The sequence below is a fragment of the Nitratireductor sp. OM-1 genome, from assembly GCF_003296175.1.
Taxonomy (GTDB): domain Bacteria; phylum Pseudomonadota; class Alphaproteobacteria; order Rhizobiales; family Rhizobiaceae; genus Nitratireductor; species Nitratireductor aquimarinus.
Map to the genome: position 1 here is coordinate 3,259,615 of NZ_CP029208.1, position 12,568 is coordinate 3,272,182.

The following is a 12,568-nucleotide window of genomic DNA, read 5'->3' on the forward strand; positions in this document are numbered from 1 at the left end:
GATTCAATCCGCGAATAGAAATGCGGCCCGCACCGGTCTGGCGCGAGCCGCATGAAAATTCAGAAAGCAATTTCGAAACAGAGCCTTACGAACGATCCCTGAATCTGTTCGTGATCGGATAGCGGCGGTCGCGCCCGAAATTCTTCTTCGTGATCTTGACGCCGGGCGCTGCCTGCCGGCGCTTGTATTCGGCGATGTAGAGAAGATGCTCGATGCGATGCACCGTGTCGCGGTCATGGCCGCGCGCGACGATGGCGTCGACGCTCATCTCGCCTTCCACCAGACATTCCAGAATATCGTCCAGCACCGGATAGGGCGGCAGGGAATCCTGATCCGTCTGGTCGGGGCGCAGCTCTGCCGAGGGCGCCTTGTCGATGATGTTCTGCGGGATGACCTCGCCGGATGGACCGAGCGCGCCGGGCGGCACGGTCGTGTTGCGCCACGCCGACAGTGCGTAGACCTGCATCTTGTAGACATCCTTGATGGGATTGAACCCGCCATTCATGTCGCCATAGAGCGTCGCGTAGCCGACCGACATTTCCGACTTGTTGCCGGTGGTGACGACCATGGAGCCGAACTTGTTGGAGACGGCCATGAGGATGGTGCCACGGGTACGGCTCTGAAGGTTCTCCTCCGTCACCCCTTCATTGGTGCCCTCGAAGAGCGCGGCAAGCGCACTCGAAAAGCCCTCGACCGGCTCTGAGATCGGCACGATGTCATAACGGCAGCCGAGCGCGCGGGCGCAATCCTGCGCATCCTTGAGCGATTCCTCGGACGTGTAGAGGTAGGGCAGCATGATGCAGCGCACCCGTTCCTCGCCCAGCGCATCAACGGCAAGCGCCGCGCAGATCGCGGAATCGATGCCGCCGGACAGGCCCAGCACCACATTCTTGAAGCCGTTCTTGTTCACATAATCGCGCAGGCCCAGCATGCAGGCGCGATAATCGGCCTCTTCGGCCTCCGGGATCTTTGAGAGCGGGCCGTCGTCGCAGCGCCACCCCTCGCCATCCCGCTTCCATGTGGAGATGGAAACGGCTTCCTCGAATTCGCTCATCTGAAAGGCCAGCGACTTGTCGGCCTGAATGGCGAAGGATGCGCCGTCAAAGACAAGCTCGTCCTGACCGCCAAGCTGGTTGGCGTAGAGGATCGGCAGGCCGCTCTCGATCACCTGACGGATGACCACCTGGTGGCGCACCTCGACTTTACCCCGATAATAGGGCGAGCCGTTGGGCACCAGAAGCATCTCCGCGCCGGATTCGGCCAGCGTCTCGCACACATCGAGATCGCCCCAGATGTCCTCGCAGACAGGAATGCCTATGCGAATGCCGCGGAAATTGACCGGTCCCGGCATGTCCGGCCCCGGCTGGAAGACGCGCTTTTCGTCAAATTCGCCGTAATTGGGCAGGTCCAGCTTGTAGCGCTCGGCGACCACCTCACCGCCATCCAGCACCATGACCGCATTGTGCAGACCGCTCTTGCGCTTCAACGGAACGCCGATGATGACACCGGGGCCACCGTCCTTCGTCTCTTCGGCGAGTTCCCGCACCGCGCGCTCGCACGCTTCAACGAAGGCAGGCTTCAAAACCAGATCCTCCGGCGGGTAACCGGCGATGAACAGTTCGGTGAACAGGACCAGATCGGCGCCATGACGGGCAGCGTCCGCGCGTGCTTCACGCGCCTTTGCTAAATTGCCAGCCACATCGCCCACAACCGGATTGAGCTGGGCGGTGGCGATGCGCAGAATATCGGGAGAGGCAGGTTTGGGGGCCATGACGTTCCTGTTCAATGGGCGAGAACTGCTTGGACTTCAAAGCGTTTAGCCTTTGCATCCCCTGCTTGCAACACGCTGCCGGGGATCAGAGGCTGACGCCAAGCCCCTCCTCACTGCGGTCGAGAATGAGCGGGATGATCAGATCCTCTTCATCGTCCAGATGCCGCAGAAGCATGGCAAGCAGCGCCTCGTTCTCGCGCGCATAGGCGTCGGCGGCAAAACGCTGGCGATCCTGATCGGCCTGAAGCGCCTGAAGGAACGCGGTTCCGGCCTGCGCATTGCGCTCCAGCGCGTCATGGATGACGTGATGATCGCTGTCCAGAAGATCGAAGCCGTGTTTCATCCGCGCCTCCGCAGCGGCGAAGACCGGAAAGTAATGCATATCCTCGATCTGGTGGTGGCCATTGAGCTGCTGCAGGAAGAAGCGAAGGCGGGGCGCAAACCAGCCGGCGAACTCACGCGGCGCGAGACGCCCTTCCCTGTAATCACCCATGCTGGTCTTCAACATGCCGCCAAGTTCGCGAAACATGTCGTGCCGTTGCAGCCAGAACTGCGCCATCTCGCCGAGATTGGGATGGGTGGGCCAGACCTCGCGCGGGTATTTTTCCACGAGATAGCGCAGATCGGCAGGCAGACCGGGGCGCGTATCCAGCCTCAGCGTTTCGGGCAATTCGATCATTCCTGTGTATCACTCCCGGCAACGATAATATCGGGACTGCCGCGCGCATGCTGCGGCAACCCGTCGGCGATAGCATAGAAATCGCCTTTGCCGGCCACGAAAATATGACGTTCCGCCGCAAGGCCGGATGGCAGATCGAACGCGCCGGCAAGGATGGAAACCCGGTCTGCGCCGTCCCGCTTCCAGAAAAGCGCAGAGCCGCAGGTTTTGCAGAAACCGCGCTTGGCAAAACCGGATGCCGCATACCAGGTGAGACTGTCTTCACCCTCAATGGCAAGGTTACAGACATCCACATCGGTGGCGGCGTAATAGAGCCCGGTCTGCTTGCGGCACTGCGAACAATGGCAATAGACGACGCCACGCAGCGCGCCCTCAGTGTGAAAACGGACCGCGCCACAAAGGCACGATCCGTCATGTCGTTCAGTCATGGCATCCCTCCGAAACCAGTCGAACCGTTTCGGAACCATGATATCAGGCGCGCGCCGCAACAGGCATCGCGAAAGCCTGAACCCAGGGTTCAGGCCAGCTTCACGCGTTGGCGACCCTGTCTGCCGGCAGAGCCTCACGGTCCTTTTTCAGGAGTTCAGCCACCAGGAAAGACAGTTCGAGCGCCTGATCGGCGTTGAGACGCGGGTCGCAATGGGTGTGGTAGCGATCCTGCAACTCCTCGTCGCGGATGGCGCGCGCGCCGCCCGTGCACTCGGTGACGTTCTTGCCGGTCATCTCCACATGCAGACCGCCCGGATGCGAGCCTTCGGCGCGGTGCACCTCGAAGAAGGTCTGAACCTCCTTGAGAATGCGGTCGAAGGGACGCGTCTTGTAGCCGGCAGCAGTGACGGTGTTGCCGTGCATCGGATCGCAGGACCACACGACCTTGCGCCCTTCCTTCTCCACCGCGCGGATGAGCTTGGGCAAGTAGTCGCCCACCTTGTCCGCACCAAAGCGGGCGATCAGGGTGAGACGGCCCGGCTCGTTTTCCGGGTTCAGAATGTCGATCAGCTCAAGCAGACCGTCCGGCGAAAGCGAAGGACCGCATTTGAGGCCGAGCGGGTTCTTGATGCCACGGCAGTATTCCACATGCGCATGGTCGGGCTGGCGGGTGCGGTCGCCGATCCAGATCATGTGGCCGGACGTGGCGTACCAGTCGCCGGAGGTGGAATCGACGCGCGTGAGCGCCTCTTCGTAACCGAGAAGCAGGCCCTCATGGCTGGTGTAGAAATCCGTCTCACGCAGCGCATGCGTACTTTCACCGGTGATCCCGATGGCGCGCATGAAATCGACCGTCTCGGAAATGCGGTTGGCCAGTTCCTGATAACGCTCAGCCTGCGGGCTGTCGGACAGGAAGCCCAGCATCCACTTGTGAACGTTGTCCAGATTGGCGAACCCGCCCTGCGCGAAAGCGCGCAGCAGATTCAGGGTCGCTGCCGACTGGCGATAGACCATTTCCTGGCGCGCCGGATCGGGAATGCGTGAGCTCTCCTCGAACTCAATGCCATTGATGATGTCGCCGCGGTAGCTCGGCAGAACCACATCACCCTTGGTCTCGTTGTCGGAGGAGCGCGGCTTGGCGAACTGACCGGCAATGCGGCCAACCTTCACCACGGGCTGCGAGCCAGCATATGTTAAGACGACGGCCATCTGCAGGAATGCGCGGAAGAAGTCGCGGATATTGTCCGCGCCATGCTCGGCAAAGCTCTCGGCGCAATCGCCGCCCTGCAGCAGAAAACCGTTGCCTTCGGCCACGGCAGCGAGCTGCTTCTTGAGCTTGCGCGCCTCACCTGCAAAAACGAGCGGCGGATACGTGGCCATGCGCGCCTCGACCTCGGCCAGGGCGGCGGCGTCCGGATAAGCCGGAACCTGCAGGATAGGCTTGTTTCTCCACGAATTCGGCGACCACTTCGTCATCTTGCTTACTCGACAGTTGCTATAGGATCATGCCCTCTATCCGCTCAAAACTCCAAGACGGATACTGGAAGGCCATCTCCTTAACCAAAGGATGCGCCCGATACTAGCCCGCAATTGTGGCGGACAGGAAACACCGGCGCACGAAAAATGCATTTCATACGATTTTTTGCATTAAAATTGCATCGAACAGGCTCTTTTCTTCATCGCTGAGCACCACCGCACGCGGGTAGGTTGGCGTCTTGCGATCAGCAAGAATTTCCGCGTCAAACCCTTCGGTCTCGGAGACGAAGCGCTCGACGCCGGAACGGCCATATTCACGCAGGAATCCCTGAAGCACGGCGTCGAGATAGGATTGGATGATTTCAAGCCGAACGGGCGCATGAACCAGGTTCGCTTCATAGACGCGAAGCGGGCAATCGGCGGGCAAGTCCGCCGAAAGCTCAAGGTCTGCTGGCGCAAGCGACACGCGCTGATAGCGCTCTTCGCGCAGATCGACCGCCGGCAGGTTTTCCGCCCGGTCAATAACCAGGAGCCCGTCGATGACGGATGCCGGATCGCGCCGCACGCTCAGAAGCGCGCGGCAGCTTTCTTCGTCACGACGCACCCAGTGGCGTCGCCAGCCTTTCAGGCGCGCAGGCAGCGCGTCGACGATCTCGGTGCGGTGGGTGTCGCGATTGACGAGCGACCCATAACCGAAATAGGCGACCAGAGCGCCTTCACCCGCACGCCTGTCCATGTCAGCCGACCCGCTCGCCCTTCTCGACGCGATAGGTCGGCGCGTACATGGTCACAAGCTCCTCGGCGGCGGAGGGATGCACGGCCATGGTGCGGTCGAAATCGTCCTTCGACAGGCGCGCCTTCAGGGCGATGCCCAGAAGCTGCGCCATCTCGCCGGCATCCGGACCCATCACATGAGCGCCGATCACGCGGCGGCTGTCGCCATCGACAACGAGCTTCATGAGCATCTTTTCCTGACGGCCAGACAGGGTGTGACGCATGGGGCGGAAGCTGGCGCGGTAGATCTCGAGCCTGTCGAAACGCTTCGCGGCCTCATCTTCGGACAGGCCCACAGTGCCGATCTCGGGCTGCGAAAAAACGGCCGTGGCGATCATGTCATGATCGACCTCGGTCGGGTTGTTCCGGTACTCGGTCTCGATGAAGCACATGGCCTCGTGGATCGCGACCGGGGTGAGCTGCACGCGGTTGGTGACGTCGCCCAGCGCCCAGATGTTGTCGACATTGGTGCGCGAGTAATTGTCGACCGGGATCTCGCCGCCCTTGCCCGTCTCCACGCCGGCAGCCTCAAGCCCGAGACCTTCCGTGTTGGGCAGACGGCCAATGGCCAGCATGACCTGGCTTGCCTCGATTGTCTTGCCCGATTTCAGATGCACCAGAAGATCGCCCTCGCCGCGCTTTTCGACCTCGGTCAGCACATCATGGCACAGGATCTTGATGCCCTTCGCTTCCATCGTGGCGTGAAGTTCGCGGCGCAGATCCTGATCGAAACGCGACAGGATTTCCTTGCCCCGATAAACGAGCGTTGTGTCGACGCCCAGGCCATGGAAGATGTTGGCGAACTCGACGGCGATATAGCCACCACCCTCGATGACGATGGCCCTGGGCAGTTCTGCCAGATCGAAGGCTTCATTCGAGAAGATGCAATGTTCGTGGCCGGGAAGCGCCAGATGCGGGTTGGGACGACCACCGACAGCGATGATGATCTTGTCAGCCGTCACGCGCCTGCCCCCTACGTCGAGCGTATGGCGATCAACCAGCGTGGCGCGGGCTTCGATGATCTCGGCCCCGGCATTTTCCAGCCCCTTGCGGTAAAGCCCTTCAAGCCGCGTGATTTCGCGTTCCTTGTTGGCGACCAGCGTCTTCCAGTCGAAAGTGGCTTCCGGCACCGTCCAGCCATAACCGGCAGCATCCTCGAAATGCTCGGGAAACTGCGAGGCATAGACATAGAGCTTTTTCGGGACGCAGCCACGAATGACGCAGGTGCCGCCGAAACGGTATTCCTCGGCCACGGCAACGCGCTTTCCAAGCCCCGCCGCCAGACGCGCAGCACGCACGCCGCCCGATCCGCCACCAATGACAAAGAGATCGTAATCGAATTCGCTCATCTTCTGATCCTCGCCCCCCAGGGCCTTGCGGAGCGCGTCTCGAAAGCGAATTGCGCCCCTATCGCAAACATGCGGCGCCAACGCGTGGCGCCCGAACCTTACGGCGATCCAGAGCATCGGACCGAAAAGTGGCATCCGGTTTTCGGGTTGTTCCGATGCCCCATCGATCGTCCAGATCGTCCGTTGTGCGTCCGGATGGACGCGCAGTGATCCAGAGGTAGAAACCGCCGCACAAGAATAAAAGCCCGGTGCGACGACCGGGCTCTAACTGTTTCGTGATCGAAAGCTTACTGGGCCGGGGCGGCTTCGCCCTCGCCGGCAGCAGCTCCGCCACCGGTTGCCTGGGCAGCGGCCTGGATCTGCTCGCCGACCATCTGCGCCAGATCGCGGGCAATGCCGCGACGCCAGATCTCGCCCGCCTTGAGCACTTCACGGGTCACGATGGGGCCGTCCTCGATCAGCTTACGACCAGTGGGCGAATCGTAGAAATTCGCGATCTCGGTCAGCTCCTGCTCGGAGAAAACGCGGGCATAGGCCTGGGCGGCCTCACGCTCAAGATCCACGCGGCGGGTTGCAAGCTCAATGGCTTTCTCGTCCACCGTTGCGTTGATGAGCGCCACCAGATCCGGGTTTTTGCGGATCAGCTCGGACTTCAGCGCGGCGGCGGCCTGCGGCAGCACGCCATCGAAATCGTCGGTCGCGTGGATCGCATCGATTGCGGAACGCGCCGCAGCAAGATGCGAAGCGGAAATGTCCTGCGCGTTGGCAGGAGCGAATGCGAACGTCATCGCCACGGCTGCAGAGGCAGCGGCAAGGCGCATGCGGGTTGCCAGGTTCATGTGTTTCTCACTCCATTCTTGTTCATGCGGCCCCGACGGTTCGCACCTGACCGTCTCCCGCCACGAAGGCGGTGTCGGCAAGGTCGAGAAACAGGCCATGTTCAACAACGCCGGGTATGGCGTTCAAGGCGATTGCCAATGCTCTTGGATCGGGAATGCGGCCAAAAGATGCATCGACGATGAGATGTCCACCATCGGTCACAAAGGGTTTGCCATCGCGCTCACGAACCGCAAGCGGTCCTTCAAGCCCAAGCTCTTTCGCAACCTTTTCAATGGCCACCACGGTGGCGCGCAGACCAAACGCGTTGACCTCAATGGGCAGCGGGAAGCGACCGAGCGATTCGACCATCTTGGTCTTGTCGGCGATGACGATCATGCGCTGCGAGGCAGCAGCCACGATCTTTTCGCGCAGGAGCGCGCCGCCACCGCCCTTGATGAGGGCGAGTTCCGGACCGATCTCGTCGGCGCCGTCGATGGTGAGGTCGAGTTCAGGCGTTTCGTCCAGCGTGGTCAGCGGCACACCGAGTTCTTTACAAAGCGCAGCCGTGCGTTCCGACGTTGGCACACCGATGACGGAAAGCCCGCCAGCGACCCGCTCGGCCAGAACACGCACGAATTCCTCGGCAGTCGATCCGGTGCCGATTCCCAACCGCATTCCGTCCTGCACCTGGTCCAGTGCGGCACGCGCCGCCTCGATCTTCAATTCACGCATATCAGCCGACAATTTAGCCCCCGGTCCATTCTGAGCGGTTCCTAACCCGTTTTACCGCTCCCCGCAATGCAAGGCACATAAGCGGCATACCTTGCCTAGACCTGCACTGCGCGCTATCCCAAGATTATTCAAGAAGGGGACAACATGTCAGCGCCAATCATCGTTTTCGACCTCGACGGCACGCTCGTGGATACGGCACCCGACCTGCTCGACAGCCTCAACCACTGCCTTGCAACCGTCGACATGGAACCGGTGAAAAGCGAAGACATCAACCGTATTGTCGGTTTTGGCAGCCGCGTGATGATTGAACGCGCCTTCGCGCTGCGCCAGCGGCATCTTGCGGAAGGCCAGCTCGACGCGCTGCAGGCCATCTTCCTCGACCACTATACAGCCAATGTTCCCGGCCGCTCAAAACCGTTCCCCGGCGCGATCGAAGCCATCGAACGCTTTCAGGCTGCGGGATACACGACCGCCGTTTGCACCAACAAGCTTGAAGGCATGTCGCTCTCGCTTCTCGAGGCGCTGGGCGTGATCGGTCATTTCAAGGCAATCTGCGGCGGCGACACGTTTCCGATGCGCAAGCCCGATCCGGGCCACCTTCTGCGCACTATCGCCATGGCCGGGGCCGACCCGGAGCGTGCCGTGATGGTGGGCGATTCGCGCACCGACATCGACACTGCCAAGGCGGCCGGCATTCCCGTCATTGCAGTCGACTTCGGCTATACGGACCGCCATGTCAGCGCATTCGAACCGTCCCGCGTCATCTCGGGGTTCGACGAACTGACTGTCGAGATGGCCGAGAGCCTGATCGCCGCCACGGCATCCTGAAATCAGTTTCGAAAGCCCGCTTGACACCCGGCCACCCCGCCCCTTATATCCCGGCTCGCTTGACGAAGCTTTCGTCAACGGGCGCGTAGCTCAGCGGGAGAGCACACCCTTCACACGGGTGGGGTCGCAGGTTCAATCCCTGCCGCGCCCACCATCAACATTCCAGACGATGTCTTGGTTTTGTTGATGGAATTGCATTGAAGCGAATGCACGACAAACATCACTTTTCAGCATAGCAAAGCATGCGCGCGGAACAGATGTGTCGCTCTTGGAATGTGTTTTCAAAGCATTTCACTACTCAAGTTCAGCGAAGCTCAATCGGCCTCACATCCTGTCTTCCCGTTCACGCAGCAATTCCGCGTTAACCCCATCGGGGCTGGAATCCTGGCCCGTCCACATAACTGTCAAGTGACGCCCTCAAGCCAGCGCCTCACACTCCCCGCACCTCACCGCCATCCACGCATCCTCAAGCTGAAATTACTGCAGGCGTTCTCCGGCATCGACAACATAGCTTCCCATACGGAATGTTGCATAAAGAACACAACCTATCCGCTTTCATATTTGGGCAATACGACCATATAGACTCTTTGCCGAACAACTGTATTAAGCCAACTGACTACATTTTCAGGGGGTGGATAATTATGAAAACGAGTCTCATCGCATTAGTTGCCGCAAGCTGCGGACTGGCGCTTGCCACGCAGTCTGCCACGGCGGCTGATCTCACGGAAAACACAACGTCAGGCTACAACTGGTCCGGCGTCTATGTTGGCTTTGGCGGCGGCGCAGGCGCGCTCGTCGGCGAAGTGGACATCAACCCGCTTGCCGCCTCGGCAAACGGCATCGGCGGCGAAGGTGTGTTCGGCGAACTCACCATCGGCTACGACTACATGATGTCGCCGCGCTTCCTCATCGGTGCGTTTGCTGACGCTCGGATCGGCAATATCGGCGCGAAGCTATCGATGGGTCCCGGTTCCATTGACGCCAAGGCCGACTACGGATTCGACGTGGGCGTGCGCGCTGGCTATCTGCTCACGCCCTCAACGCTTGCCTATGTTCTCGGCGGATACAGCTGGCAGCATTTCGACGTTTCCTCAAACCCGGCCGGCCTTGATTACAGCTGGGACAGCAGCGGCTTTGTCGTTGGCGCGGGCATCGAGACGGCAATCTCGAGCAACTGGACTCTCAAGTCGGAGTACCGGTACTCGCACTTCGGATCGGAAGACTTCGGTTCTGCCGGCGTGATCGAGGTTACACCATCGATGCACACGTTCCATGCGGGGCTGAACTATCGCTTCGGAATGAACTCCGGCGGTGCGGGCTTCGACGCGCCTTCGTACAGCTGGAATGGCCTGACAATCGGTGCGGCAGTGGGTGCCGGTGGCCTGGTTCATGATCTCAAAGTGCCTGGCCTCGGCCTCGGCTTCAACGGGATCGGCGCTGAGGGCATCTTCGCTGAAGCCTCGATCGGCTACGATATGGAGTTCAGCGGAAACTGGGTCGCAGGCGTGATGGCCAACGCGCGCTATTCCACGATCTCCAGCGAGCTTTCCGCGCCTGGCGGCAACGCCTCCATTGATGCCGACTACGGCTTCGACGTGCTCGCCCGCCTCGGCTACAAGGTTGGCGCAGGTACGCTTGTCTATGGTCTCGCCGGCTATAGCCACCAGCATTTCGAGATCAATGTCAGCGGCCTTGGCGGTCTCTATGACTGGAACGCCAGCGGCTTTTCGGTTGGCGGCGGCATCGAAACGGCCGTTACGGACCGCACCACGCTCAACCTCGAATATCGCTACTCTGACTACGGTTCCGAAGACTTCGGTTCGGCTGGCCTGTTTAAAGTTGACCCGTCCTCGCACACCGTGCGCGCCGGCCTCAAGTTCAAGCTGATGTAGGTCTGTAGCTACACCTTAAGAACACGGTCACGAGAGCCCGGACTGATGTTCGGGCTCTTTCATTTGATGACAAGCTGCGACGGCCTCCCCCTCACCTGCGCACCTTCCTCCCGGATCGGCCGCATGCGCGCCTGAAGACATCAGGAATTGGGCCTGTGCGTGGGCAAGATTGTCCCACCTCCCCATCACCGCTTGATTCCTTCAGGGTGCAACGTAAAGGGGAGCCGACGAAAGATTCGACGGGGGTTTGAGCGATGAACGGTCGGGCCGGAGTGCTGGGATGGCTTTCCTCCAGTGAAGACGAACGCGAGGCGGCTTGCAGCACGATTGTTCGTATCGTTCATCAGGAGGCCGACGCGCTGGTGGCCGCCTTCTACGAAGTCTTCCTTGGCGACACCCAGAGCGCCCAGTTTCTCAGCCACAATGTCGTGCAGGACAGGCTGCGCCACTCGCTGCGCAAATGGCTTCTCGCACTGGTGGAATTCGATCCGCTGGCCGACATTGAGGCTTTTGAGCACCGGCAGATCGAGATCGGCGAAGTGCACGCCCGCCTGAACATCCCCAACAATCTCGTTATGGAGGGCACGACCCTCATCAAAACGAAGGTCGCAGACAAGATTGCCACCGCCGGCAATCACAGCCCGTCCGCCTTCCATGCGATCATCCTGTTCAACGAGGTCGTGGATTACGCAATCAGGCTCATGAGCACGGCCTACATGTCGGGCGCGAACCGGCGAACCAAGACGGAAGAGGCCTTTCGCATCTTCTCGCTCGGTCAGGACATCAACCTGGAACGCGAAACCCAGCGCGCCGCGCTCATGGAATGGAGCCATTCGGTTCTCTTGTCCATGCTCGGCAATGAGAGCGAGCCGTCTCACAACAGTTTTGCGGCCTCGCCATTCGGCCTCTGGATCCGCCACCGTGCGGCAGTGCTGTTTCAGGGATCGCCACTGCTCGACAAGATCCAGCATCTCATCCGCGAAGTGGATACCGAGATCCTGCCGAACATTTCGAGCAGTCAGCCGGCATCACTGGTGATGTTTCAACGGCGCATCGACGAAATCAAGTTTCTGCTCAACGACCTGTTCAAGCTCGCAGCCGGCGTTGAGAACGGGCGCGATCCGCTGACGCAGACGCTGAACCGGCGCTTCCTGCCAACGGTTCTCGGGCGCGAAATCAGCCTGTCGAAGAAGGCAGGCACGCCACTGAGCGTGCTTATGGTCGACCTGGACCACTTCAAGACCGTCAATGATCGCTTCGGTCATCCGGCCGGTGACGCGGTTCTGAGCCAGACGGCGGAAACGATCCTTAACAATGTCCGTGCGACCGACTTCGTCTTTCGCTATGGCGGCGAAGAGTTTCTGATCGTGCTGGTCGAGACGGCGGAGAGCCAGGCCCAGGCACTGGCGGAGCGCATCCGCACGGAGCTGACGAAAACACCCATTTCCGTAGCCGAAACCGAAAGCATCAAGGTCACGGCTTCCATCGGCGTTGCCGCCTATGAGGGTCATCCGGACTACGAATATCTGATCAATGCTGCAGACGCCGCCCTCTATGCGGCAAAGCAGAATGGCCGCAACTGCGTCGTGGTCGCCGGAGACGAAAGCGGCACGTCCGCACTTTCTGCGTCCGGCCAAGGGTGATCCGTCCAGCTTGAGGCAAAAAGGCGCACGGGTTTGACTTCCGGGCGCCAGTGTCCGACATGTCAGTCATGCTCACCCACGACCGTCATAGACCGCGTTTTCCAAAGGGCAGCCGCAAACCCGGCTAGTTGCCTGACGCCACTACCTGCGAAGGCAAGAGCGGCGTCAGGATTATT

At 60.7% G+C, this 12,568-nt stretch carries 11 protein-coding genes and 1 tRNA gene; 4 read left to right on the forward strand and 8 right to left on the reverse strand.

What is annotated here, in order from left to right; genetic code table 11:
* Positions 1–85: 85 nt before the first annotated feature.
* From DEJ54_RS15625 to rpiA, 8 genes are all read right to left on the reverse strand, one after another.
* The gene (locus tag DEJ54_RS15625; RefSeq protein ID WP_113155383.1) at positions 86–1,771 is read right to left on the reverse strand and encodes an NAD+ synthase; all 1,686 of its coding nucleotides are present in this window, start codon (positions 1,769–1,771) and stop codon (positions 86–88) included.
* Between the two features lie 85 nt (positions 1,772–1,856).
* Positions 1,857–2,450 (reverse strand): hemerythrin domain-containing protein, encoded by a 594-nt coding sequence (locus tag DEJ54_RS15630; RefSeq protein ID WP_113155384.1) that lies wholly within the window; start codon positions 2,448–2,450, stop codon positions 1,857–1,859.
* Complete coding sequence (locus tag DEJ54_RS15635) at positions 2,447–2,878, reverse strand: GFA family protein (RefSeq protein ID WP_113155385.1); 432 nt, start codon at positions 2,876–2,878, stop codon at positions 2,447–2,449. The genes DEJ54_RS15630 and DEJ54_RS15635 overlap by 4 nt, the downstream gene beginning before the upstream one ends.
* A gap of 100 nt (positions 2,879–2,978) precedes the next feature.
* Complete coding sequence (locus DEJ54_RS15640; RefSeq protein WP_113155386.1) at positions 2,979–4,355, reverse strand: class II 3-deoxy-7-phosphoheptulonate synthase; 1,377 nt, start codon at positions 4,353–4,355, stop codon at positions 2,979–2,981.
* Positions 4,356–4,509: 154 nt separating this feature from the next.
* Positions 4,510–5,091: a gamma-glutamylcyclotransferase family protein gene (locus tag DEJ54_RS15645; RefSeq protein ID WP_113155387.1), complete on the reverse strand. Its 582-nt coding sequence runs from the start codon at positions 5,089–5,091 to the stop codon at positions 4,510–4,512.
* 1 nt (position 5,092) lies between these two features.
* Positions 5,093–6,478, reverse strand: a complete 1,386-nt coding sequence (gene gor, locus DEJ54_RS15650) for a glutathione-disulfide reductase (RefSeq protein ID WP_113155388.1) — start codon at positions 6,476–6,478, stop codon at positions 5,093–5,095.
* 287 nt (positions 6,479–6,765) lie between these two features.
* Positions 6,766–7,317 carry a DUF2059 domain-containing protein gene (locus DEJ54_RS15655; protein ID WP_113155389.1) on the reverse strand — a complete coding sequence of 184 codons (552 nt, stop codon included), beginning with the start codon at positions 7,315–7,317 and terminating at the stop codon, positions 6,766–6,768.
* 22 nt (positions 7,318–7,339) lie between these two features.
* The gene (gene rpiA / locus DEJ54_RS15660) at positions 7,340–8,029 is read right to left on the reverse strand and encodes a ribose-5-phosphate isomerase RpiA (protein WP_113155390.1); all 690 of its coding nucleotides are present in this window, start codon (positions 8,027–8,029) and stop codon (positions 7,340–7,342) included.
* A gap of 144 nt (positions 8,030–8,173) precedes the next feature.
* On the opposite strand from rpiA, the gene DEJ54_RS15665 reads away from it, so the two are divergent.
* The 4 genes from DEJ54_RS15665 to DEJ54_RS15680 all read left to right on the forward strand — a co-directional run bounded on the left by DEJ54_RS15665 (position 8,174) and on the right by DEJ54_RS15680 (position 12,392).
* A complete protein-coding gene (locus DEJ54_RS15665; RefSeq protein WP_113155391.1) occupies positions 8,174–8,857 on the forward strand; it encodes an HAD family hydrolase in 684 nt (227 codons plus the stop codon).
* A 79-nt stretch (positions 8,858–8,936) separates the two neighbouring features.
* A tRNA-Val gene (locus DEJ54_RS15670) sits at positions 8,937–9,011 on the forward strand.
* 487 nt (positions 9,012–9,498) lie between these two features.
* Complete coding sequence (locus tag DEJ54_RS15675; protein ID WP_113155392.1) at positions 9,499–10,749, forward strand: outer membrane protein; 1,251 nt, start codon at positions 9,499–9,501, stop codon at positions 10,747–10,749.
* A 254-nt stretch (positions 10,750–11,003) separates the two neighbouring features.
* Positions 11,004–12,392 (forward strand): diguanylate cyclase, encoded by a 1,389-nt coding sequence (locus DEJ54_RS15680; RefSeq protein WP_113155393.1) that lies wholly within the window; start codon positions 11,004–11,006, stop codon positions 12,390–12,392.
* The last annotated feature ends 176 nt before the right edge of the window (positions 12,393–12,568 follow it).